Origin of the sequence: Synechocystis sp. LKSZ1, assembly GCF_040436315.1 — a bacterium.
Lineage (GTDB): Bacteria > Cyanobacteriota > Cyanobacteriia > Cyanobacteriales > Microcystaceae > Synechocystis.
This window is the reverse complement of sequence record NZ_AP031572.1, coordinates 1,166,935-1,189,179: the sequence shown is the minus strand read 5'-3', so window position 1 is coordinate 1,189,179 and position 22,245 is coordinate 1,166,935. Positions and strand designations below refer to the sequence as shown.

Here is a 22,245-nt window from a genome sequence, read left to right as displayed (position 1 = left end):
GAAGACTGGTTAGAGGTGAAGGCTGGACTTAGGGCAGCCTATCAAGTGGGCTAACCTTGTAACCAGGCAAGGGTTTAAGCTTCCATTTCTCAGTAATAATTGATGGTATGGATCAAATTAATCGCCAACGCCATCCTTGGTTAACCCCTCCTGCAACGATTACTGAAGCCACCTCCTTGGCCTGTCTCCAGCAGATTCAAACCTGCGAGCTGAGGGTGCCTGACCTCACTTCCATTCCCATCACCACCACCTATCTGGAACAGGGCCAGGGGCCAACAACCCTCGTACTTCTCCATGGTTTTGATAGCTCCCTGCTAGAGTTTCGGCGTCTTATCCCTGAGTTAGTTCCCCATTGTCGTGTCTTAGCTATTGATTTGCTGGGCTTTGGTTTTAACCAACGTTTTTCTGATGTCCCCATTTCCAGCGAGACGATCAAGGCCCATCTTTGGCAAGCCTGGCAGGTTCTTGTGAGAACACCCGCAGTCTTAGTCGGGGTGTCCATGGGAGGGGCTGCTGCCCTGGACTTCTGTCTCAGCTATCCTGACCTTGTGCAAAAACTGGTTTTGGTAGACAGCGCCGGCCTCACCAATCCCCCAGCCACTAGTCGTTGGATGTTCCCTCCCCTCGACCGCTGGGCCACCCGCTTTTTAGCCAACCCCCAAGTGCGCCAAAACATCAGCAAAGCCGCTTACTATGACAAACATTTCGCAAGTGACGATGCCCAGGCCTGTGCGGCCCTCCACCTCACCTGCACCTATTGGAGCGACAGTCTGATCAATTTTACCAAGAGTGGCGGCTACGGTTCCTTTGCGTCCCAATTAGCCAGGATTCAACAGGAGGTTCTCCTGCTCTGGGGTCGTCAAGACCGCATCCTGGGGACTCGAGGCGCCGAGCAATTCCAGCGGCAATTACCCCATAGTCGCTTGGTTTGGCTAGATGACTGTGGCCACGTTCCTCACCTCGAAAAACCTCAGCAGACTACAGAAGCGATTTTGGCCTTTTTAACCAATTCTATATGTAAAGATTTGTAAAAATAGCGATTTTGTAATTTTTGCTACAGAATTTTATGCTATAAATAATATCAAGGGTAAAACAAATGCAATCGTAGCGACCGAAAATCAATCGGAGGATAGAAGAAATGTCTACTCAACAACAAGCACGGGCCTTAATGATGCGCCACCATCAAATGATTAAAAACCGTCAGCAATCGATGCTCAATCGGGCGGCGGCAGAAATTGGTGTTGAAGTTGAAGAAAATTATTGGAGTACCATTCAAGGAAAACCCCATTCGAGCTTTTGTACCACTTATGACCGGAGCCATGCCTCCCTTAGCTAGAATCGCGACAGGATTCATCAGCTCATGAATAAGATCCTAAAAGAGTAGATTGTCTGCTCTTTTACTTTTTGGGCTACAAAAAACCACCCCCGGAGGAGTGGTTAAAACTGACTGACAGGGCCGAAACCTTAGCAATCATAATAAAGCATAAACTCGTAGGGGTGAGGACGCAGACGCATCGGATTCACCTCATTATCGAGTTTGTACTCAATCCAGCTTTCAATGAAATCGGTAGTAAACACGCCAGTATCGCTCAAGAAGCCGTGGTCTTTTTCCAGGGCCTCCAGGGCGGCTTCCAAAGAACCAGGAGTCGAAGGAACCTTGGCCAATTCTTCCGGGCTGAGGTCGTAGATATCAACGTCTAGAGGTTCGCCGGGATCAATCTGGTTTTTAATGCCATCAATACCGGCACAGAGCATAGCGGCAAAGGCTAGGTAAGGATTAGAAGTTGCATCAGGACAACGGAATTCCAGACGCTTTGCTTTGGGGTTGCCACCGGAGAGGGGAATCCGCACAGAAGCTGAGCGGTTACCTTGGGAGTAGGCCAGGTTCACCGGAGCCTCGAAACCAGGGACGAGGCGCTTGTAGGAATTGGTGGTGGGGTTCGTGAAGGCCAACAGGGCGGGAGCGTGCTTGAGGATACCACCGATGTACCAAAGACCCATTTGGCTAAAACCGGCATACTTATCACCGGCAAAGAGGGGTTGACCATCTTTCCAAAGAGATTGGTGAACGTGCATCCCTGAACCATTGTCGTTAAAGATCGGCTTGGGCATAAACGTGACAGTTTTGCCATATTTTTTAGCAACATTTTTGATGACGTACTTGTAGACCATCAAGTTGTCAGCGGAGTTGACCAGTTTGTCAAATTTGATGCCCAGTTCGTTTTGACCGCCCGTAGCCACTTCATGGTGATGCTTTTCGATGGGAACTCCAAAGGCCGCCATCGTCAGCAACATTTCCGTCCGGATGTCCTGAGCTGTATCGGTCGGCGCAACGGGAAAATATCCTTGTTTGTAGCCGGGTTTGTAGCCAAGGTTGCCGCCTTCTTCGACTTTGCCAGTGTTCCAACGACCTTCTATGCTGTCGGCATAATAGTAGCTGGAGTTTTCCGTTTGGTCGAAGCGAACGTCATCGAAGAGGAAAAATTCAGCTTCAGGGCCAAAGTAAACCGTGTCGGCAATGCCTGTACTACGGAGATATTCAGCCGCTTTAGCAGCAATCGTGCGAGGATCCCGGTTGTACCATTCACCGGTACGAGGCTCCTTAATACTGCAAATCATGCTCAAGGTCGGCTCTTTACAGAAGGGATCGATGACGGCGGTGTTGGGATCGGGCACCATACACATATCAGATTCATTGATCGCCTTCCAGCCCCGAATACTGGAGCCATCGAAGGGAACCCCATCTACGAAAGAACTTTCATCTAACTGGTTGTAATAAAAGGAACAATGCTGCCAAATACCAGGCGTATCAATAAACTTTAAGTCAATAATCTTGATCTGCTCATCTTTGATCCACTGTAAAACATCTTGGGGTGTTTTAGACATCGTAACTCCTTATGCAATTAGGAAAAGATTTATATCGCTCCAAGTCCTCCATCCTAGAGAGTTGTTTTCTGCAAAAATGTATCTTTAGATACCAAATACGGTCTCTTTAATGGGGATAAACCAAGGGGAAGGTCTTGGAAATCGTTTCCAAGATCTTAAAAAATCCGGCTTTTAGCAGAATCTGGGGTCAAGGTTGAATTGGGCCCAGGTTTGAACTGGGTCGCTTCTCGCAGGGCCTCTACAAACTGAGCTACTCGAATCGGGTCAATGGGTTCATTAATTTGCCCATTGCGTTTGAGGGAACTGGCGACGATCGCCCCATCAGCGGCCTGCATCAGTTGACCAATATTGTCCCAGTTGGCCCCGCTACCGATAAAAACCGGCGTTTCCTTGGCGGCGGCCTTGGCCAATTCCAAATCCTCTAGGCTAGGAGGACTCCCCGTGGCCCAGCCGGAAAGAATCACGCCATCCGCTAGGCCCCGTTCAATAGTGTCTTGCACGGCGGTAGTGAGGTTGGGCGTTCCCAGGGGGCGGGCATGTTTAACCAGCACATCCGCCAAAATAGCGACCTCCGATCCTAGTTCCCGGCGAAAACGGAGCAGTTCGTGGGCCTGGCCCTCAATTAACCCTTGGTCTGTGGCCATGATCCCCGTTAAAACATTGACTCGAATGAATTGGGCCCCAACACAAGCCGCTACGGCAATGGCACTAGTGGCATCATTACGGAGGAGATTAATCCCAACTGGAACCACGACGAGGTTCATAATCCGGTCCACGATCAAGGTCATGGCACTCACCACCGCTGGGTTGACCTGGCCCTTGGTGAAAGGCGCATCAAAAAAATTTTCCACAATAATACCGTCTACGCCACCAGCGGCAAGGGCCGTTGCCTCCTGCTCGGCCCGTTCAATCACGGCCTTAAGGCTCCCTCCCCAACGAGCAGAGGTGGGCAAGGGGAGTAAATGAACAACGCCAATAATCGGGTTGCGAGTTTGGAAGGTCTGAATTAAATCCACTGCACTAAAAGTCCTAATGCACCACCATGGAGCCGCGCTTAGTTTAAGGGCCAATCGCCAACTTAAAATTTTACCCTAAGGCGGCCGTCGGCAAGGGAGCGCTGAGGCTTTAGGCCTTAAAAGTGGGGCAATCCCCAATATTGAATCCGCTCAGCTAACCACCCTGATTCCTGAAGCCGTTCTAGAATTTGATAAATCCGCTGGTGGAGGTCTTGGTACTGTAGACCTTTGGGCATGGCAATCGCGAGGGGCTCTCCCGACAATCGCAATGGGAGATACTGATAACCAGGAAGGGTTTGATGCAGGCCTGCCAAGACAGTGTTATCCGCCGCGATGGCATCTACTTGATTTTTTTCCAATAAGGTCAGGGCCGCTTGGTAAGAAGCAACACCGATGAGTTCGGCCTGAGGACGCCAGGCCTGAAGAACGGCAATAGCACTAGACCCCTGCAAGACCGCAATTTTGCTAGGAGCGATAGCAGAGACGTGGGTTGATGTTTTCATCAGCAGGCCCGTGCCATCTAAATAGTAGTAAGGGCTAAACGTAACCAAACGGGCTCGGTTGGGAGTGGCTCCCATTTGGGCAATGACCAGATCAACCTTCCCCTCCAGCAGGGCCGGCAGACGCTCTTGGTTGAGGAGGGGAATCAGTTCGACTTGAGCGTCCAGACCCAGTAATTCTTGAGTAAGTTTGCGGGCCAGATCAATTTCTAGACCTTGAAGTTGGCCCTGACTATCCCGGAATCCCAGGGGCGGTAGATTATCCTTAACGCCAATGCGTAGGTGGCCCGTAGCCAGAATAACTGCCAATGACTCCGCTACCACTGTACTAGGAAAAAGACCCCAACCCAGGATCAAAACGGTGAGTAGAGATATTAATTTCATCCTTGGCTTGGATGCTAAATGGGCAATCCGGGTAAGAGGATGTTTGAAAAGTCTATGTGGGCCCCCAAATCCCCCAATACTGGGGGACTTGCCGGTATAAACTTTGTGAGCAATCGCCTAGCTAGCCGACGACTCCGAGCAGATCCTGAGCATGGGTGCCAGTGTTAACCTTGTCATCGACGTAGGTAATTTTGCCGGTGCTATCGATGATATAGGTTACCCGTTTAGAGTAGCCGCCGCCATCGACATCGTAGGCGCGGGTAATAGCCCCATCCGTATCCACCAGGAGTTGGAAGGGCAAGCCATATTTTTCTTTGAATTGTTGGTGGGACACTTGATCATCTTGACTCACGCCGAGCACCACCATTTCTTTGCTTTGATATTCAGCAAAATTATCCCGAAAGCTCTGGGCCTCTTTGGTACAACCAGGAGTGTCATCCTTGGGGTAGAAGTAGAGAACAACAGTTTTGCCCAAAAAATCCGAGAGGGAGATGCTATTCCCTGCATCATCGAGGGTCGTAAAGTTGGGGGCAACCGTGCCGATTGCTAAAGCCATAATGCCTCGTAATCACTCAATAAAGTTTGGAAAGCACAAGAACACTGCGATCTTACGCCTGGGATGTCTGAAAATTCAAGGGGAGACGGTCGCCAGCTCAGGAAAAAGCCCCCGACTCAGCAAGCCGGAGGCTAAGAAACAGCACAGACAATACTAACTGCCAAAAATTTGATTTTTAAGGGCCTCAAATTCAGAAAGCAGCTCCTGACGATTGGAGGCTTTCCAAAGATAACGCCAAACGAACCAAGCACTGTAGCCTAAGCCAATGAGCTGGAGCATGGGTGCTAAGAGTGGAATATCATCGATTGCCGCCAGGATGGCAACCAAAATTTTCACACTAACGATACCTAAAAGAATAATGCCTAAAGAAATAAGGGGTTGTTTATTATCGGCAAAGAACTGGCCTGTGTATTCAGGGACTTTACCCAGGGTTTCCCAAACCGGCTGTAACCATTCTTGCCAAGCTTGGTCGGTGATTGGAGATTTACCTCCCATCGCCAACGGGCCCTTGTCGGTTTTTACGCCAGGGGAAACCGTTTTCTGTTCAACATTAGATTCCATCTTCCACAAGTCCTTCTGTTAAGATTGAACAACAATAGCAAATCGTTGCCTTAAGAATAGGTCACTCTTTTGCTTCTGCCCATATTATCAGACACCTTCAAGGCCCTGATCGTCTGAGAATGGCCGGCTGTAAAAAGACGTTACAGGTTAGGAAGCCAAAGTTAATCCCTGTCAGGGTTAGAAATGATCATTGGTATTGTTGGTTTAGGCTTAATTGGCGGTTCCCTCGGCCTTGATTGGCGGGCTCAGGGCCATCAAGTTTTAGGCGTATCTCGCCAAACTAGTACCTGTCAGCGAGCTATAGAACGCGGGGCCGTAGACCAGGCCTCCCAGGATTTAGGACTTTTGGCTTCGGCGGACGTGATTGTCCTCTGCCCCCCCATTGCCCAGATTTTCCCCGTCCTCCAGGCCTTAACGCCCCACCTCTCTCCCCAGGCGTTAGTGACGGATGTGGGTTCGGTTAAAACGGCCATCGTTCTGCCCTGTCAAGACCATTGGCCCCGGTTTATTGGTGGGCATCCCATGGCTGGTACTGCCGAGCAGGGCATCGAAGCGGCCGAACGTGGTTTATTCGTCGGTGCGCCCTACGTTCTCACCCCCACGGAGCAGACCCTGGCCGCCGACCTCGACACTCTAATTAATTTAGTGAATGACCTACAGGCCCAGGTGCATATTTGCTCTCCCGAGGCCCATGACCAAGCCGTTGCCTGGATTTCCCATCTGCCAGTGATGGTCAGTGCGAGTTTAATTGCCACCTGTGGGCAAGAAGCCGACCCCCAGATCTTGGCCCTGGCCCAAACCTTAGCCAGTTCGGGTTTTCGGGATACCAGTCGAGTCGGGGGCGGTAATCCAGAACTGGGCCTGATGATGGCGCAGTTTAATCGGACGGCCTTACTCCAGTCCCTGACGGTCTATCGTCAAGCCTTAGACCAAGTGGTGCAATGGCTCCAGCAAGAGGACTGGGCGGTGCTGTATCAGTATCTCCAACGTACCCAAGCCGAACGTCCCCCCTTTCTCTAAGACCAGGATTTATACTGGGTTTGGCCCTCTTCTCCGCCCTAGGACGCTTCCGTGACTGACCTTGCTTCCCCCGATTGGCTCCGCCTGCAAAAGGCTCTGGCCCTTGAGGCTGAGCGGGGTTTTCTCGACCTCCAGGGCCATCGCCATCGTTTTAGTGAATTTTTAGTTCTAAGTCTCCAGGTTGGCCCTCCCCCCGAAGCGCCAACGGAGGCCTGTCAACGCTGGCAAGACTTGTTTCAACGTTTTCAGCAGTATCCCCACCTCAGTCTGGCCCATCGCCAAAGCCTGGTAGCCCAGACTCGTCGTTTTTTACAAGACCTGCGACAAACCCTAGAAGCTCCCGCCCCGCCCCCGACTAAAACATTGGCCCTCCAGGCCCCGGCGGTTTATGACCTGGCTCTAACCACGCCTCTGATCCAGGTGAAGGAAATTGGCCAGCATCGCGCTAAATTATTGGCCCTACTCGGCCTGAGAACCGTGCGGGACGTGTTGTTTTACTTTCCCCGTGACCACATCGACTACGCCAAACAGGTAGCCATTGTGGATCTCGTTCCTGGCGAAACTGTTACCCTGATCGGCCGGGTAATTCGCAGTAATTGTTTTACCAGTCCTAAAAATAGAAACCTGAATATCTTTGAAGTCCAAATTCGGGATGCCACGGGCCGCATTAAATTGAATCGTTTCTATGCGGGGCAACGCTTTGCCAATAAAGGCTGGCAGGAGCGCATGAAAAAGCTCTACGCGCCGGGAGTCGTGATTGCGGCTTCTGGCCTGGTCAAAGCCAATAAATATGGCCTTACCCTCGATACCCCAGAAATTGAAATCCTAGATAGCAGTAATGCCCCCATTGAATCCCTCAAGGTGGGCCGCGTTCTACCGGTTTACCCCCTCACGGAAGGCGTAACGGCGGACATGGTGCGCTGGACGGTGTTAACTTGTCTTGGGGCCTTGCCTCAACTGACCGACCCCCTACCCTCGGAACTGCAAGAAAAATACGAACTGATTGATCTGCCCACGGCCATTGCCAATATCCACTTTCCTGAAAACCGAGAGGATTTAGAACCGGCCCGGCGGCGGCTGATTTTCGATGAATTTTTCTACCTGCAATTGGGCTTTTTGCATCGTCGTTACCAGCAAAAGCAGACGGAACAGAGTGTCGTGCTAACGCCCCAGGGTGAGTTGATGGAACGCTTCCATGGGATTTTGCCTTTCCAGTTAACCCAGGCCCAACAGCGGGTGGTGCAGGAGATTCTCCAGGATTTAACAGCCCCGGCCCCCATGAATCGCCTAGTACAAGGAGATGTAGGGTCAGGAAAAACCGTGGTGGGGGTCTTTGCCATCCTCGCGGCGATTCAATCGGGCTATCAAGCGGCCCTGATGGCCCCGACGGAAGTGTTGGCGGAACAGCATTACCGTAAATTAGTGGGCTGGTTTAATCTTCTCTATCTGCCTGTCGAACTGCTCACTGGCTCGACCAAAACTGCTAAACGACGACAGATTCACCAACAGTTGGTCACGGGGGAATTGCCCCTACTGGTTGGCACCCACGCCCTGATCCAGGATGCCGTTAATTTCAATCGCCTCGGCCTGGTGGTGATTGATGAGCAACACCGCTTTGGCGTTCAGCAACGGGCCAGACTCTTAGCCAAGGGCCAGACGCCCCATGTCTTAACCATGACCGCCACTCCCATTCCCCGCACCTTGGCCCTGACCCTGCACGGGGATCTGGAAGTGAGTCAAATTGATGAACTGCCCCCCGGCCGTCAACCGATTACCACCATGGTGTTGACGTCTAAGGAACGCCTCCAGGCTTACGACCTGATCCGTCGAGAGGTGGCCCAGGGCCGCCAGGTTTATATCATTTTTCCGGTGATTGAAGAGTCGGAAAAATTAGATGTCAAAGCCGCCGTGGAGGAATACCAGCGTCTGTCGGCAGTGGTCTTTCCTGACTTTCGTCTAGGTCTGTTACATGGCCGCATGGCGGCGGCAGATAAGGATGCGGCCCTGACGGCCTTTCGGGAACAGCAAACCCAAATTATTGTCTCCACCACGGTGATTGAGGTAGGGGTGGATGTTCCCAATGCCACGGTGATGCTCATCGAAAACGCCGAACGCTTTGGCCTGTCTCAGCTTCATCAACTCCGGGGGCGGGTAGGCCGGGGCAGTCATCGCTCCTACTGTCTCTTAATGACCAATAGCAAAACCCCCGATTCACGACAACGTCTAGCAGTGTTGGAACAGTCCCAGGATGGCTTTTTCATTGCTGAAATGGATCTGCGTCTACGAGGGCCAGGAGAAGTTTTGGGCACACGCCAGTCGGGCCTGCCGGATTTGGCCCTGGCCAGTTTGGCGGAGGATCAAGCGGTGTTGTTTTTGGCTCGGGAGGCCGCTGAACACCTGATGCAGAGGGATAGTGAACTCCAGGCTTGGCCGGAACTGCGAGCAGAGTTAACAGCCCGCCATCAACGCCTGATGGGCCGAGAAATTTTGACCTAGGGGCCCTAAATTACCCGCTCATTGCCGCCATCGAGGGGAATCTGGGCCGCCGTTGTTTTGGCAAAGCGGGGGCCCGCCATCTCTGCCACCATCTCTGCCACATCGCGGCTATTAATTTCAACCCGGAGCAAATTATTGGTTTTGTATTGCTCCACACTGAGGCCATAGTGCTTGGCCCTGGCCTGGATGACTTCCTCTGTCCAAATGCCCGTATCAAACACCGCATTGGGATGGATGCTATTGAGGCGGATTCCTTGCTGACTCCATTCCAGGGCCGCCACCCGGATTAATTGATTGAGGGCCGCCTTGGAAGCGGAATAGGCCGCCACGCCAGGGCCAGGGGCCGGCACATTTTTGGAGCCAATGACCACCACCCGTCCGCCGTTGTGGGCCAGGGCCAGAAAAGGATAGCATTCCCGCAACAACATCAGATTGGCATCCAGATTGATGGACAGTACCCGCCGCCATTCCGTCCCGGATAAGTCGGCAATGGCTCGGGCTGGGGGAAAAATACCTGCATTCAGCACTAGCATGTCCAGGCCCCCAAAGCGATTAATTGCCTTTTCCAGGGCCAATTGGAAGGCTGTTTCATCGGTTAAATCGCACTGCAGGCCGTAATAATCCGGGCGTTGGTGTAAGCGCTCTATCCCAGCCTGAATATCGAGGGCAATCACCGCCGCTCCCCGCTGAAGAAAGGATTCCACACAGGCCTTGCCGATGCCCGAGGCAGCTCCGGTGATCAGCACCACTTCTCCTCGAAACATTGGCGGCTGACCGGCTTGTTGTAATTTCGCTTGTTCGAGATCCCAATACTCCACCGCAAATAGCTCCGCTGCCGACAGGGCCTGATAGCCCCCTAGGCCCGTTGCCCATTCGATAATTGCCATGGTGTGCTGATAGATATCCCCGGCAATCACGGCATCCTTGGCAGTGCGGCCGACGGTACAGAGACCCCATTCTGGATCGAGGATCACCCGAGGAGCTGGGTCTAGCACGGTTTTTTGTACTGGTGATTGACTCGATTGAGCCTGGAAATAGGCCTGGTAGGCCGCCGCATAAGCCTCGATATCCCGTCCCAAGAGAGGCAAGCGTTTGGTGCGGATCACATGGTCGGGGGTGGCCGGGCCCTGTTGGCTAACGGTGGCCAGGTCGCCTCGCTGACTAAAGGCCCAACTGCGGTCATCCTGGTGGCGCTGTAGGATGACGGAAAAACCCGCCGTGGCACTCAATTCGGCCCGAAATTTAGCCAGGGCCAGGGCCTGACTAGGCTGGGGATTCCGGGGAAGAGGGGGAGCCAAGTCCCAAACTTGTTTTTGCTGGAGATAGGCCTCGGCCAAATCTACCAGATAAATCATGCGTTCGTAGGCCTCCCGGGCCGTCTGGCCAAAGGAAAAAATACCGTGATTCATCAAGACCATGCCGATGGTTTGGGGCCCGGCCTCCCGGGGAAAGCATTCAGCACAAATTCTTGCTAGATCAAAGCCTGGCATCACGTAGGGAATCACCACCACCTGGGCACCGTAGATGTCAACAATTCGTTCTCGGCCCTGGGCCGTATTGGTGATGGCCACCACTGCATCCGCATGGGTGTGATCCACATATTTGTAGGGTAAGAGGGCATGGAGAATCGTCTCCACCGAGGGGGTCGGGGCCTTGGCCTGGGTGACTTGGGTTTTCAGTTCATTGACCATTGCCGGATCCGACAAAGCGGGTAAACGGGCTAGTTTGAGTAGATGGGACATCCTCACAGGGGCAAAACCAGCCGCCTCAATAGTAGCCAGATCCCAGCCACTGCCTTTCACGTATAAAATTTCTTCCGTTTCCCCGACGAGATTGGTTTCTTGAATTTTGACCGAGGTATTGCCGCCACCGTGGAGAACCAAGGAGGGGTCACGGCCCAGCAGTCGGGAGGTGTAGACACGTTGGCCCAGGTCACTATCGTAGCGGGCCGCTTCCTGGTCATTCCAAAGGCTTTGCATAATAATTTCAATACGGGGATTAAACTTCCCCTATCTTGCCGGATTTTGCGCCCCTGCAATCAGGCCCCTGCTTTTTTTACCCTTGTCATGTTTTCCTACCAACGCGCCCTCCATCTGGCCGATACCGATAGTGCGGGAGTTGTCTATTTCGCCACTCTCCTTTCCCTTTGTCACGAAGCCTACGAAGCTAGTCTTGCCACCGTTGGCCTGCCCCTCTCCAGCATCCTTACCAGCCCGGACGGAGCCCTGCCCATTGTCCATGCAGAAATTGATTTTTTGGCCCCCCTAGCCTGTGGCGATACCCTCCTGATTCAGGTAACAGTTCCCCATCTCAGCCAGCGCAGCTTCGAGACCGATTACCAACTCTTTTTGCTAGCGGCCCCGGAAACTCTCGTCGCTCGGGCTAAGCTTAAGCATGTTTGCATTCATCCCCAGAGCCGAAAAGCGATTAACCTACCAGAAGTCTGGCGCCAACGGCTTATAACAATCTAGGAAGTTGCTGATGCCTATGCCCTAACGTCGCTCCAGGTAGCGCTAATTTTTAAACATCATAACTCCCATCCCATGTTGGCGAGAGAGGTGGCTCCAGGTTGACTACAACCGGCATTGTCTCTCCCGCTCTAGATTATCTGGATTAGCGGAACATACTACTGACGGAACTTTCGTCGTGGATGCGCCAGATGGCCTCTCCCAATAAATTGGCCACGGAAAGAATGGTGAGTTGGGGAAAATGATGGTCATCGGGAATGGGGATCGTATTGGTGACAATCACCTCTTCCAGGAGTCCGCTGGAAAGACGGCTAATAGCCGGTTCCGAAAAGACCGCATGGGTAGCACAGGCATAGACCTGGCGGGCACCGTTTTCTCGCAACAAACGAGCTCCTTCCTGGATTGTGCCGGCGGTGTCTATCATGTCATCAACCAATACAGCGGTTTTACCCTCCACATCTCCAATGAGGTTGAGCACTTCGGCTACGTTGTGGGATTGACGACGTTTGTCAATAATCGCTAGAGGGGCTTCATTGAGCTTTTTGGCAAAGGCCCTGGCCCTGGCTACACCACCGACATCGGGGGAAACGACCACGAGATCACTGAGATTTTTACTCAGCAGATAATCGATGATGACGGGAGAACCGTAGACATGGTCGAAGGGAATATCGAAATAGCCTTGAATTTGGGCAGAATGGAGATCCATCGCTAAGACCCGTTGGGCCCCAGCACTGGTGATCAGGTTCGCCACTAATTTAGCAGCAATGGACTCCCGGCCAGCGGTTTTCCGGTCTGCCCGAGCATAGCCGTAGTAGGGAAGCACCGCCGTGATCTGACGAGCTGAAGCCCGACGGCAGGCATCAACCATAATCAACAACTCCATCAGGTTGTCATTGACCGGGTGACAACAGGGTTGGATCAGATAAACGTCTCCTCCCCGGATGGATTCCTGAATTTGAATATAGAGTTCTCCATCGGCAAATCGTTTGCGGAGCATGGGGCCAATATCCATCCCCAAATAACGGGCAACCTCTTGGGAAAGCGAGGGATTGGCCGATCCAGAAAAGAGACGGAGACGGTTGTTATCCGACAATGACGGTAGTGTCGATTGACGTGTTAAAGTAACGGGATGGCTCACGGCAGATACTTGACCCTCAATGCATGGCAGGTAGGATCTCCATCAGACATTCAACACAATTCTGACGGGCGATCGTTCTCTAGACATCATAACCGATTCACCTGGGCTTGAAGCCCGTAGATTCTAGGAAAACCATGGGCAATTTTTCTGCTTCCCCCTCCCAACAAACTCTGTTGATTACGGGTACAGATACGGAAGTCGGTAAAACGGTATTAACTTCAGCCCTGGCGGCCTACTGGCGCCAGTACCATTCCCAACAATCCCTCGGCTTAATGAAGTTGCTACAGACGGGGATCGGGGATGAGGAGCATTACCAGGCCCTGTTTGGCGATCAGGGCCATTGGCAACTAGTGACCCCCCTACGCTTTACGGCTCCCCTGGCCCCGCCCATTGCCGCCGCCCAGGAAGGAAAAACTGTTGATTTAGCCCTTCTCTGGCAGGCTTTGACCCAGTTACAGTCCAAACATCCCCGCGTATTGGTGGAGGCCCTCGGCGGTCTGGGTTCTCCCGTTACCCCGGAACTAACGGTGGCGGATATTGCTGGCCTATGGCGCTTGCCAACCCTGCTCGTTGCCCCCGTCAAGCTAGGCTGTCTTGGCCAAATCATTGCCCACGTGGCCCTGGCCCGCCAGTGTCAGGTTCCCCTCAAGGGCATTGTTTTAAGTTGTCGAAAAAAACACGCCGAGGAGCAACTCCAAGCCTGGGCTGATCCGACCTTGATTGAACACTTGACCCAGATTCCTGTGTTAGGCGTGATTCCCCACCTCAAGGAAAAAGAGACCCTTGATCCCCTCTGCTTGGCTCAGAAGGCCGCTGAGCTAGAGCTAGAGCAGTTACATGGTGTTTTTGACTTGTCCCAGGCCTGACTTAGGCTTAAGCTGACCTAGCCATAAAGTAAGAACGTACAAACTCACAAATACTCTGCAAATCTTCCCGGACGCGGAAATCTTCTAAACGCTGGATAATCTGGCCCTGGTGAAAGAGTAGGAGGGTGGGAAGACTCCGGAGGCGATAGGCATTGGCCAGGCGAAAATTAGCATCCGCATTTACATCCACTAACTGTAAACTATCGCCGACTTCGGCTTGGAGTCGTCCCAGCAGAGGATTCACAAAGCGACACAGCCCACACCAGGGGGCCCAGAAATAGACTAAAACTGGCTGGGGAGACTCTAAAACGATGCTGGGGAAGGTTTTTTCATTAACGGACAGCATGGGGCGGTCTGGGGGCCAACGTTTCAACCATGCTACAACCAATGGGGATCATCTGCCAGGAAGCCCTGGAAAATTGACGAGGTAAGTGGTTGGCTAACTCTATCTGGCCTTATCTTCAGCCTTTATACTTCACCCTTGAATCAACTGGCCCTACCAAGCCACCCGACTAGTGATCTGCATTAACCAAGGATGACCCCACCAAAGAAGAACAATAAATCCTGTCACCCCAGCATAGGCCGGCGTTAGAAATTCTTGCCAGACCAGGGTTTGTCGGCCCTCCCAAATCGCCTTAAACGGCAGGATAGAAGTGCGGGCCTTGACCTGGAGAAAGGCCTCACCATATTTACGAAACCAACGGCGATCCCCGTGCCAAATGGCAAAGCCATGGTGGGCAATCAACCCCAGGGATGTTAGCAGGGTAAAGGTTGTACCCAGCCAAAGACAATGGGCTACACACCAAATAACCTGGCCGACAAATTGGGGATGGCGGCAAATGCGAATGATCCCAGTTTCGTAGAGGTGAATTTCGGGTTTTTGAAGCGCGGCAATTTCTAGGAGGTTAAAAGTGGCAGGGTAGAGGAAGAAGAAGGAAAGGGCCGATAGGCTCCAGACAAGGGCTTTGGTACCAGTCCAACCCTGGAGATGCCAGAGGGTCAGACCATCGTAGCGATGATTGAAAAAATAAAGGATCAATACCGTTGCTAGAGGAAGGCTAACCAAGGCAAAGACAACCCGATAGGCCCGGGCGCCAATTTGGCCCTCTCCCCAGGGCCGCAGGGCCGCTAAACCGCTGTGAGCTAGGGCAAATAGGAGGAGAAGAGCAGCCATAATGCCATGACTTGGTGTCAACCAGCTCAGGTTCAACATATTGTTTCGCGTTCGTTACAGAAAATGGAAATAAAAACTAACGGGATCATGGGGATAACTCCTGGATTCTAAAGGAATTTGCCCCCCTGATTGTGTTAATGTCTCTTCAATGGGAAAAACAGTAACACTGTTAACTCCAGGATCTTTCCCTCCACCGCTGGCTAGCCTATGTCAGATATTCCCTTCACGTTAGATCAACTGCGAATTCTCAAGGCCATAGCCGCTGAGGGCAGTTTTAAGCGAGCCGCAGACACTCTCTACGTTTCCCAACCAGCGGTCAGTCTTCAGGTTCAAAATCTTGAAAAGCAACTCAATGTGCCCCTTTTTGACCGGGGCGGCCGCAAAGCCCAGCTTACGGAAGCGGGCTATCTGCTCCTCAACTACGGCGAAAAAATCCTGACCCTCTGCCAAGAGACCTGCCGAGCCATCGAAGACCTGCAAAATCTCCAGGGGGGAACTCTGATTGTGGGGGCCTCGCAAACCACAGGAACCTATCTTCTGCCGCGAATGATCGGCCTCTTTCGCCAAAAATACCCTGATGTTTCGGTACAACTCCAGGTGCATTCCACTCGCCGTACCTCCTGGGGCGTGGCCAACGGTCAAGTCGATCTGGCCATCATTGGCGGCGAAGTTCCCAGCGAACTCCAGGATACCCTCCAGGTCATTCCCTACGCTGAGGATGAGTTGGCCCTGATTATGCCGGTCTTTCATCCCTTGGCCAAGGTAGAAACCATCCAAAAAGAAGACCTGTATAAGCTCAAGTTTATTAGCCTAGACTCCCAATCCACCATCCGTAAGGTGATTGATAAGGTATTGAGCCAAGGGGAAATTGACACTAAACGCTTAAAAATTGAGATGGAATTAAATTCTATCGAGGCAATTAAAAATGCCGTTCAAGCGGGTCTAGGGGCCGCCTTTGTCTCTACCACCGCTATTGAAAAAGAACTGGAAATGAAGGTCTTACACATTGCCCCGATTCGGGAAGTGGAAGTCCGACGCACCCTCTACGTGATTATCAACCCCAACCGCTATCGTTCTAAAGCCGCTGAAGCGTTTATCAAGGAAATTTTGCCGCCTTTTTCCACCTATCCCGAGGCCCTAGAACCCGAGAAGCTGCCGCAACAATACCGAGAAGCACCGCCGGAAAACACGAGTCGCTTCCCCAATAGTTAAAAAGTGACCAAAAGGACAAGCAAACTCTTGCCGCAACGGTCACTTGGGAAAGAAGAAGGCTAACAGACTAGCTCGCCTTGGGAATTAAATTCAGGAAAGCATCAAAGTCCTCTAGGGCCTCCCGATACTGAACACCAGCCTGGGTTAAACTGCGGTCTTTGGCGGCAACATCCAAGCGTTCTAGGTGGCCAAACACTTCCCGAGCCAGGGCTGTAGCTTGGTCTTGGTCTTTGGGCAGTAGGGAACGAGATAAATTCAGCATATCCTGGCGGAGTTGCCCCAGAGGGCCATGGATATAGGTGCGAATGTTCACCCAATTCTGGTCAGAGATCAGAGTTTTGAGGGTTTCCATTTTCTCGCGGGCACTCTCAATAGGGGTCACATAGACCTCCAGTTGAGCAATTTTTTCGGGGGAATAGGTGGTAGGAATCTGGACTTGGGGGCCACTGCAAGCCACTAATACCGTTGCTACAATGACCAATAGCAGGGAAAAGAGGGAACGGAAAATTGACATAAGCGTAGGCTAAATTTTGGATTGGAGTAGAACTATAGAGATTCTTCCCCTCAATCATAAAGCGTTTTCGCTCCTGTTCCGAAGGCCTTCAGGGGGGCAGGGGAAGGGGATTGACCACTAACGACCGGAGGTAACGATTATGTCAACCGCGATGTCTCTTTTGGGTTATTACCATTGGTTCCACCGTGAATGGATGAGGGCCGGTCTCGTGGTCTCTATTTTTCTGTTGGTCTATCTCACGGTTTTGGTGGCCCCCAACAATCTCGTCCTTTACTCAATGCTCCTGTGCGCTCCCTTGTACATGTTGCACGAAACAGAGGAGTACCTATTTCCCGGCGGGTTCGTCGAATTTGCCAACCGCGATCTATATAAACAAAATCCAGAGACGGGAATGCTCGATGAAAGCCTGGTCTACTGGATCAATATGGGGTATATCTGGCTTCCTCTCCCCCTCTGTGGTCTGCTGGCGACCCAAGACCTGCGCTTCGCGGCCTGGATGCCCTATTTCTTTATCTTTCAAGCCGTCGTCCATATCGTCTTGTCCGTGGCGACCCGACGCTGGTACAACCCAGGCCTAGCAACGGCTTGTCTATTGCATATCCCCTTCGCCCTGTGGGCCCTTTATTTATTAAAAAATGCTGGCGTGATGGACAACCTCTATTGGAACCCCTACCTGCTGGTGGGTTTTATCTTTATCCTTGGTTTGCCTGCCGCTGGTTTTTTGGGTCTGAAGCGCTATCAAAAACAGATTTCCAAGTCGGCCTCGATGGGATTGGGCGAAGTCCCAACAACTAGCCCGTGAGCCAAGCGATTTTGCAGGCACTCCCGGCCCTGGGCCTCCATCAGCATTCGCTAACTCCCAGGGATTTGGCCCCCATTTCCCTCTGGTATCTACCCCTACCCCAAACTCTCAATCCTGAGGGATTAGCGCAACTAGAAACCTATCTATCTCCCCTGGAAAAGCAACGGGCCGAGGCCTTGAGCGCACCTCAGCAACGCCAACGTTATCGATGGGTACGGGGGACCCTCCGCTTGCTCCTTGCTCAGCATCTTGGCTGTTCTCCCCCAGAAGTTTGTTTGAGTTATGGGCCAAAAGGCAAGCCGGGTCTAGACCCTCAAATCCATCCTCAAGCCCTGCAGTTTAACCTCAGCCATGCTCAGGATTGGGCCGTGATTGCCCTGACGGAGAATCCCGGTATTGGCATTGATCTGGAATATTTACCAAGGGTTGCCAAGGTAAAGGCCCTGGCCCGACGCTTCTTTGCTCCCTGCGAGGTACAGGCCCTTTACCAATTACCTCAAGTAGAACAGCACCAGTATTTTTTTCAACTGTGGACAGCGAAGGAAGCCTATTTAAAGACCATTGGCCAGGGCCTGAGCGGTGGCTTAAACCGGGTGATCCTAGATCCATCGGCTCAGGCCTATCAACATCTCCCGGAGGATAGTCGGCCCTGGCGACTGCTGTCTTTTCCCTTCCAGGAAAACTACTGGGTAGCCATAGCGGTTCTAGCAGGCACATCTAGAGCCAGGGCCAGGGGAACGCCCGGCTGAGGCAGGAGCACTTCCGTCGTTAGATGATTGGCCTGTAATAATTGTTGGAACCGCTCAACGGATCCCTCTAAACGCAAAACCTTAGCCAGTAGGCCCTCGTAAGTAATGGCCGCCGCCCCCGAAGTGGGAAGCAAGACCTGGGGTTGTAACCAGCGGCATAGCTCTAGGGTGGTTTCTTGGCCTTTAAGCACGGGGGCCAGGCCGAGAAGGCGAATCCCCACGACAGGGGTCAAAACGACATCCACCGGGCCCATGGCTTGCAGTTCGGCAGCATGGAAACCATGAGGTTCATAGTATAAGCGATGGCCAGTTTCTTTATCCGTTAACAAGTAGGCATTTTCAATCAAATTAGGCCCGACAAGGGAACCCGGTAGGGCCCGAATCTCTAAGCGTCCCTTCAGGGTAAGGCTTTCCCCTGGTTGGAGGGCCGTTACTTGGTCGTAGCCCAGGCCGGTAACAACACGAGCAGCATTAGGGGAACCCACCACTGGCAAATGGTGATCGAGGCTAGCGAGGGTGGGTGGGTGGGCGTGGTCTTCCAGGCCCTGGGAGAGCAGAAGTAAATCGATAGGGGCAGGGAGATCGTACTGCGTCGTCTTTTCTCCTTTAAATAACCAGGGCAAATTACCAAAGGTCAGAGAGCCGACCAGCCAGGGATCCAGCAGGATGGTTTGTCCTGCCATTTCTATCAGCCAAGAATTGCTGTCAAACCAGGTTAATTGCATGGTTATTTCCCGAAAATATTTACCGCTATTGTAAACGATTGTAAAGAAGCTAGAGGCCACAGGCGGTTTGGACATGGCTCCAGATCTGATCCAGGGCCCCTGTGAGGGCATGGTCACTATCCAAAGAAATCAGGCTAACCCAGGGCCTTGCTTGGGCATAGATTTCACTGGCCTGTAGCGGAATGACATCATCCTGGCGACCATGGCAGATCAGGGTTGGGATAGATCGCTGGAGCTTTTCTTCGGGGTATTGTTGAGCATCCGTCACAAAGCCATAGGCCAGGGGGAGGGCCCTTTGTGCCCTGGGATGGAAAACGGGTAAATAGCCAGAACTTTGCCAGGTGTTGACCGTTTCTGGGCCAAGCTGGGCGAGCCAATGCTGAAGAAAACCAAAGGCGGGAGCCAAGAGGATAAGCCGCTCCACTTGAGGATACTGTTCACCTAGCCAGGCGGCCGTTAAGCCCCCTAAACTCGACCCCATTAACGTAACCGATGCCGCGGATTCTATTTCTGGGGCAACTTGAGCCATTTGACGACTGAGGGTGAGGTGGGTGAAGTCGTCTTGGTTCAGATCAGGCGTCAGGAGCGAAAGATTAAGAGCCGTCAATTGACGACGGAAAAACTGAGCCTTAGCCGATTGGGGACTGGAGGCAAAACCGTGGAGGTAAATATATTTCATTGAGCCTTGGCCTAGCTTTCTTCCTCTTTTTCAGGAAGCGTACCGCTGGGCGAGGCATTGTAGAGGGCATCTAATTGTTGGCGGGCATCTTCGACACTCACGGAACGCATGACCAGCAGGGGTTCATTGATGGGATTACCCCGGTCATCAAACATTTCGGGATGGTAACTTTTCGGTGCAGCATTAGCGCGATGGAGGGGCATCGTACGCTGGGTGCCCATGCTAACGGTGATCAAACTGCGAATTAGATTACTGACCGCTAAAAAAGCAATCACGGTAAAGGCCAAAATATAGATTAGATGTAACACTGGTTAGTCTCCCCGGCTTTTCGTACAAAAATAATTAGTGACCGCTATTCAAAATAAATCTCTCGAATAAACGCTTAATATCCCTTGCTCCTAGCTTAGCAAGGATTTAAGGGAGTTTCACGGGCCCAGATCGAGGGATTTTACTGAGGGATCACAGGGCCAAACGGTAGCGAAAACTGAGGAGTCGGAGCCAGAGAGCAGGAAATTTGGCTTCTAACCAGGGCCGAGACCGATTCAAGCCTTGGGGTAACCAGAACAGCAGTCCCTGGGCCAGGGCATCGCGGCTAAAGTCAACATAGACGAGGAGCCATCGCAGAAGATCTTCCGTGCCGGCCATCTGCCAAATCCAGAGCAACAAGCGGGGATTTTGACGCGCGGCCTTGAGGGCCAGCCGGGTAAACAGGCCCCAGGTGGTTCGGTCTTTAATAAAGGTATCGGCTACCTCCGGTGGGGAATCCGCCAGCAGGCCAAAGAAGGTATTGAGCATGGCATTGATCCGCTGGGGCGGTAGAGTCTTACCCGTGGGCACCATCATCCCCTTGGAAAAGAGCCAGGTGACGGCAATATTGCTTTGGTAGGCCCGGATACCATTCAAATGGTCAGCTTTGAGGAGGTCGTGACGCAGGGCCACATCCAGGAGGTCGGTAAGTCGGCCGAGATTTCGCACCAAGGAACCAAAGCCGGTAAAAACCAGGGGGGATTGCAGGGAGGCCGCATCACCAATGGCCAGCAGTCGGTCGTAGGCCACGGTACGGTCTTGGTCGCTAGTACTAAAATGGCCGGGAATATAACCAAAGGTGGCCTTTTTCCAGGTCAATTGCTTAGGGTCACAGCGTCGATATTCTGGCAGAATCATGAAAAAGTCCTCGTACATTTCCAGCAGAGAACCAGGATTTTGGGGATGGACTTGGTGGTAGTGGAACAGGTAAATGGTCATTTCATCGCCGGCCCCGGGAAACAGTTCCCAGATCAACTGCCGGCCGCGAGAAATATCACCATGGGAGTTGAGAACATCGCCGTAGGTGGCATCCCAGACTTCTGGGGCCAATCCTTCTACCACGGCCCCCACCGTTGGGCAAACACTACTAAAGGCCTGACGGCCATTCAATTGCCAAGCAATGGGCGAAGCCGTCCCCATTGCGTCAATTAAGAGGCGACCACTGACGGTTTTTGGGGTGTCGGTGGGTAAATGTTTCAGACTGAGGGTAACAACATTCGAGTAAACATCGGCCGTCAGAAACTCCGTTTCATCCCAAATGTCGCCACCGGCGGCCCGCAATTTTTCGCCACAGCGTTGCAGGAGTTGGGCCGAATTCAAGGCAATATTGAGCACTCGGGGAGTGTGGAGCACTTTTGCTTTGAGGTGGGGTGGATTATAGGCATCAAAAAATTTATTAAAACCATCTTGATATTCCCGTGCAATCAGGGCCTCGAATTCTTCCGGTGTAAACAGGCCGAGATCGATCAATCGCTGAAACTCCCCGCGGGAAATATTCCACTCCCGGTTCATGCGGCCAAAGGGCATCCGTTCAATTAACAAAACCCGGTAGCCCCGCTGGGCCATGACGGCGGCGTGGATCACCCCCAGGGCCCCGCCAATATAGATTAAGTCGTAGTCTGGGGTCTGATTAGGGGCGGCCTGTTGAGTGTGGTCAACAATAACCGTCGGGGGGTGCTGGGGATTTTGGGCATTGTCTCGCCAGCGTTTTTCCCACCAATAAACGCGCTGGAGGTCGTAGGCTCCCTGGGGAAATTTCTGGAAAAAATGAACAGTTTGGGGGTAGTAGGGGGCCAGGGCCGTAAAAATATCCCCTTGACTGAGGTCTAGGTCGGGTAAAGCGGGATACTGGGGCGGAAAAGCCGTTTCGATTGCCTGTTTCAACTGGGCGACCACGGTTGTTTCTTGGGGAAAGGGCCGACTTCCCCAGCGAAAGACCTTGAGATAGGTTGTCCGTTGCAGAGACCAAATAAAAATCGATAATTCCCCTTGCCCGTCCGCAGTACTGAGGACGAGGCCATCAGCCGTGAGGCGCTTGAGACCGGGGGCCGACCAGGTTTGCTGGAGCCAAGTTAGCACCGCTCCGGTATCGGGGGTCGGTACTTCCAAGTAGAGGAATTCTTGCATGGGAATGGAGGATGAGAGAGTAGAGATGTCAGCAAAAACGGACAATGAACGCCGGCCATTTGGGTT

Annotated in this window: 23 protein-coding genes; 9 read left to right on the top strand and 14 right to left on the bottom strand. The window is 52.5% G+C overall.

Annotation, left to right across the window (positions count from 1 at the left end; genetic code table 11):
* Positions 1-107 precede the first annotated feature (107 nt).
* Positions 108-1,031, top strand: a complete 924-nt coding sequence (locus tag ABXS88_RS05675; protein WP_353674210.1) for an alpha/beta hydrolase — start codon at positions 108-110, stop codon at positions 1,029-1,031.
* A 107-nt stretch (positions 1,032-1,138) separates the two neighbouring features.
* Positions 1,139-1,336 (top strand): hypothetical protein, encoded by a 198-nt coding sequence (locus ABXS88_RS05670; protein ID WP_353674209.1) that lies wholly within the window; start codon positions 1,139-1,141, stop codon positions 1,334-1,336.
* Positions 1,337-1,464: 128 nt separating this feature from the next.
* On the opposite strand, the gene glnA is transcribed toward ABXS88_RS05670, so the two are convergent.
* The 5 genes from glnA to ABXS88_RS05645 all read right to left on the bottom strand — a co-directional run bounded on the left by glnA (position 1,465) and on the right by ABXS88_RS05645 (position 5,903).
* Positions 1,465-2,886 carry a type I glutamate--ammonia ligase gene (gene glnA, locus ABXS88_RS05665; RefSeq protein ID WP_353674208.1) on the bottom strand — a complete coding sequence of 474 codons (1,422 nt, stop codon included), beginning with the start codon at positions 2,884-2,886 and terminating at the stop codon, positions 1,465-1,467.
* A 155-nt stretch (positions 2,887-3,041) separates the two neighbouring features.
* Complete coding sequence (gene btpA, locus ABXS88_RS05660; RefSeq protein WP_353674207.1) at positions 3,042-3,902, bottom strand: photosystem I biogenesis protein BtpA; 861 nt, start codon at positions 3,900-3,902, stop codon at positions 3,042-3,044.
* A gap of 116 nt (positions 3,903-4,018) precedes the next feature.
* Entirely contained in the window at positions 4,019-4,786 is a 768-nt protein-coding gene (locus tag ABXS88_RS05655; protein ID WP_353674206.1) for a transporter substrate-binding domain-containing protein, read from the bottom strand.
* A gap of 121 nt (positions 4,787-4,907) precedes the next feature.
* Positions 4,908-5,342: a peroxiredoxin gene (locus tag ABXS88_RS05650; protein WP_353674205.1), complete on the bottom strand. Its 435-nt coding sequence runs from the start codon at positions 5,340-5,342 to the stop codon at positions 4,908-4,910.
* A 153-nt stretch (positions 5,343-5,495) separates the two neighbouring features.
* A complete protein-coding gene (locus ABXS88_RS05645) occupies positions 5,496-5,903 on the bottom strand; it encodes a CAAD domain-containing protein (protein ID WP_353674204.1) in 408 nt (135 codons plus the stop codon).
* 183 nt (positions 5,904-6,086) lie between these two features.
* On the opposite strand from ABXS88_RS05645, the gene ABXS88_RS05640 reads away from it, so the two are divergent.
* Both ABXS88_RS05640 and recG read left to right on the top strand, forming a co-directional pair.
* Positions 6,087-6,923 (top strand): prephenate/arogenate dehydrogenase, encoded by an 837-nt coding sequence (locus tag ABXS88_RS05640; protein WP_353674203.1) that lies wholly within the window; start codon positions 6,087-6,089, stop codon positions 6,921-6,923.
* A gap of 51 nt (positions 6,924-6,974) precedes the next feature.
* Positions 6,975-9,419: an ATP-dependent DNA helicase RecG gene (recG, locus tag ABXS88_RS05635; protein WP_353674202.1), complete on the top strand. Its 2,445-nt coding sequence runs from the start codon at positions 6,975-6,977 to the stop codon at positions 9,417-9,419.
* A gap of 5 nt (positions 9,420-9,424) precedes the next feature.
* On the opposite strand, the gene ABXS88_RS05630 is transcribed toward recG, so the two are convergent.
* Positions 9,425-11,398 carry a bifunctional aldolase/short-chain dehydrogenase gene (locus ABXS88_RS05630; RefSeq protein ID WP_353674201.1) on the bottom strand — a complete coding sequence of 658 codons (1,974 nt, stop codon included), beginning with the start codon at positions 11,396-11,398 and terminating at the stop codon, positions 9,425-9,427.
* Positions 11,399-11,485: 87 nt separating this feature from the next.
* Here ABXS88_RS05630 and ABXS88_RS05625 point away from each other — a divergent pair, with 87 nt between their 5' ends.
* Positions 11,486-11,890, top strand: coding sequence for a thioesterase family protein (locus ABXS88_RS05625; RefSeq protein ID WP_353674200.1), 405 nt, complete (start codon positions 11,486-11,488; stop codon positions 11,888-11,890).
* 142 nt (positions 11,891-12,032) lie between these two features.
* On the opposite strand, the gene ABXS88_RS05620 is transcribed toward ABXS88_RS05625, so the two are convergent.
* Entirely contained in the window at positions 12,033-13,046 is a 1,014-nt protein-coding gene (locus ABXS88_RS05620; RefSeq protein WP_353674785.1) for a ribose-phosphate pyrophosphokinase, read from the bottom strand.
* Between the two features lie 113 nt (positions 13,047-13,159).
* Between ABXS88_RS05620 and bioD the strand changes: the two genes are divergently transcribed.
* Entirely contained in the window at positions 13,160-13,891 is a 732-nt protein-coding gene (bioD, locus tag ABXS88_RS05615; protein WP_353674199.1) for a dethiobiotin synthase, read from the top strand.
* 7 nt (positions 13,892-13,898) lie between these two features.
* Here the strand turns inward: bioD and ABXS88_RS05610 are convergent, their stop codons facing one another.
* Complete coding sequence (locus ABXS88_RS05610) at positions 13,899-14,237, bottom strand: thioredoxin domain-containing protein (RefSeq protein WP_353674198.1); 339 nt, start codon at positions 14,235-14,237, stop codon at positions 13,899-13,901.
* A 150-nt stretch (positions 14,238-14,387) separates the two neighbouring features.
* Positions 14,388-15,065 (bottom strand): NnrU family protein, encoded by a 678-nt coding sequence (locus tag ABXS88_RS05605; protein ID WP_353674197.1) that lies wholly within the window; start codon positions 15,063-15,065, stop codon positions 14,388-14,390.
* Between the two features lie 207 nt (positions 15,066-15,272).
* Here ABXS88_RS05605 and ABXS88_RS05600 point away from each other — a divergent pair, with 207 nt between their 5' ends.
* Positions 15,273-16,277, top strand: a complete 1,005-nt coding sequence (locus tag ABXS88_RS05600; RefSeq protein WP_353674196.1) for a LysR family transcriptional regulator — start codon at positions 15,273-15,275, stop codon at positions 16,275-16,277.
* A 67-nt stretch (positions 16,278-16,344) separates the two neighbouring features.
* Here ABXS88_RS05600 and psbQ read toward each other — a convergent pair whose 3' ends face one another.
* Positions 16,345-16,791 carry a photosystem II protein PsbQ gene (psbQ, locus tag ABXS88_RS05595; protein WP_353674195.1) on the bottom strand — a complete coding sequence of 149 codons (447 nt, stop codon included), beginning with the start codon at positions 16,789-16,791 and terminating at the stop codon, positions 16,345-16,347.
* A gap of 139 nt (positions 16,792-16,930) precedes the next feature.
* On the opposite strand from psbQ, the gene ABXS88_RS05590 reads away from it, so the two are divergent.
* Together ABXS88_RS05590 and ABXS88_RS05585 are read left to right on the top strand one after the other, a co-directional pair.
* Positions 16,931-17,593: an HXXEE domain-containing protein gene (locus ABXS88_RS05590; RefSeq protein ID WP_353674194.1), complete on the top strand. Its 663-nt coding sequence runs from the start codon at positions 16,931-16,933 to the stop codon at positions 17,591-17,593.
* Entirely contained in the window at positions 17,590-18,342 is a 753-nt protein-coding gene (locus ABXS88_RS05585) for a 4'-phosphopantetheinyl transferase superfamily protein (protein ID WP_353674193.1), read from the top strand. The genes ABXS88_RS05590 and ABXS88_RS05585 overlap by 4 nt, the downstream gene beginning before the upstream one ends.
* Here the strand turns inward: ABXS88_RS05585 and ABXS88_RS05580 are convergent.
* The 4 genes from ABXS88_RS05580 to ABXS88_RS05565 all read right to left on the bottom strand — a co-directional run bounded on the left by ABXS88_RS05580 (position 18,276) and on the right by ABXS88_RS05565 (position 22,179).
* Positions 18,276-19,067, bottom strand: coding sequence for an MBL fold metallo-hydrolase (locus ABXS88_RS05580; RefSeq protein WP_353674192.1), 792 nt, complete (start codon positions 19,065-19,067; stop codon positions 18,276-18,278). The two genes, ABXS88_RS05585 and ABXS88_RS05580, sit on opposite strands and share 67 nt — an antisense overlap.
* 49 nt (positions 19,068-19,116) lie before the next feature.
* A complete protein-coding gene (locus tag ABXS88_RS05575) occupies positions 19,117-19,746 on the bottom strand; it encodes a YqiA/YcfP family alpha/beta fold hydrolase (RefSeq protein WP_353674191.1) in 630 nt (209 codons plus the stop codon).
* Positions 19,747-19,757: 11 nt separating this feature from the next.
* Positions 19,758-20,054, bottom strand: coding sequence for a DUF2973 domain-containing protein (locus ABXS88_RS05570; RefSeq protein WP_353674190.1), 297 nt, complete (start codon positions 20,052-20,054; stop codon positions 19,758-19,760).
* Between the two features lie 151 nt (positions 20,055-20,205).
* Positions 20,206-22,179 (bottom strand): flavin-dependent dehydrogenase, encoded by a 1,974-nt coding sequence (locus tag ABXS88_RS05565; RefSeq protein ID WP_353674189.1) that lies wholly within the window; start codon positions 22,177-22,179, stop codon positions 20,206-20,208.
* Between the last annotated feature and the right edge of the window lie 66 nt (positions 22,180-22,245).

Coding starts and splice junctions, on each gene's coding strand:
- ABXS88_RS05675 (WP_353674210.1), top strand. CDS start 108: ATGGATCAAATTAATCGCCAACGCCATCCTTGGTTAACCCCTCCTGCA.
- ABXS88_RS05670 (WP_353674209.1), top strand. CDS start 1,139: ATGTCTACTCAACAACAAGCACGGGCCTTAATGATGCGCCACCATCAA.
- glnA (WP_353674208.1), bottom strand. CDS start 2,886: ATGTCTAAAACACCCCAAGATGTTTTACAGTGGATCAAAGATGAGCAG.
- ABXS88_RS05655 (WP_353674206.1), bottom strand. CDS start 4,786: ATGAAATTAATATCTCTACTCACCGTTTTGATCCTGGGTTGGGGTCTT.
- ABXS88_RS05650 (WP_353674205.1), bottom strand. CDS start 5,342: ATGGCTTTAGCAATCGGCACGGTTGCCCCCAACTTTACGACCCTCGAT.
- ABXS88_RS05645 (WP_353674204.1), bottom strand. CDS start 5,903: ATGGAATCTAATGTTGAACAGAAAACGGTTTCCCCTGGCGTAAAAACC.
- ABXS88_RS05640 (WP_353674203.1), top strand. CDS start 6,087: ATGATCATTGGTATTGTTGGTTTAGGCTTAATTGGCGGTTCCCTCGGC.
- ABXS88_RS05630 (WP_353674201.1), bottom strand. CDS start 11,398: ATGCAAAGCCTTTGGAATGACCAGGAAGCGGCCCGCTACGATAGTGAC.
- ABXS88_RS05625 (WP_353674200.1), top strand. CDS start 11,486: ATGTTTTCCTACCAACGCGCCCTCCATCTGGCCGATACCGATAGTGCG.
- bioD (WP_353674199.1), top strand. CDS start 13,160: ATGGGCAATTTTTCTGCTTCCCCCTCCCAACAAACTCTGTTGATTACG.
- ABXS88_RS05610 (WP_353674198.1), bottom strand. CDS start 14,237: ATGCTGTCCGTTAATGAAAAAACCTTCCCCAGCATCGTTTTAGAGTCT.
- ABXS88_RS05605 (WP_353674197.1), bottom strand. CDS start 15,065: ATGGCTGCTCTTCTCCTCCTATTTGCCCTAGCTCACAGCGGTTTAGCG.
- ABXS88_RS05600 (WP_353674196.1), top strand. CDS start 15,273: ATGTCAGATATTCCCTTCACGTTAGATCAACTGCGAATTCTCAAGGCC.
- psbQ (WP_353674195.1), bottom strand. CDS start 16,791: ATGTCAATTTTCCGTTCCCTCTTTTCCCTGCTATTGGTCATTGTAGCA.
- ABXS88_RS05590 (WP_353674194.1), top strand. CDS start 16,931: ATGTCAACCGCGATGTCTCTTTTGGGTTATTACCATTGGTTCCACCGT.
- ABXS88_RS05580 (WP_353674192.1), bottom strand. CDS start 19,067: ATGCAATTAACCTGGTTTGACAGCAATTCTTGGCTGATAGAAATGGCA.
- ABXS88_RS05575 (WP_353674191.1), bottom strand. CDS start 19,746: ATGAAATATATTTACCTCCACGGTTTTGCCTCCAGTCCCCAATCGGCT.
- ABXS88_RS05565 (WP_353674189.1), bottom strand. CDS start 22,179: ATGCAAGAATTCCTCTACTTGGAAGTACCGACCCCCGATACCGGAGCG.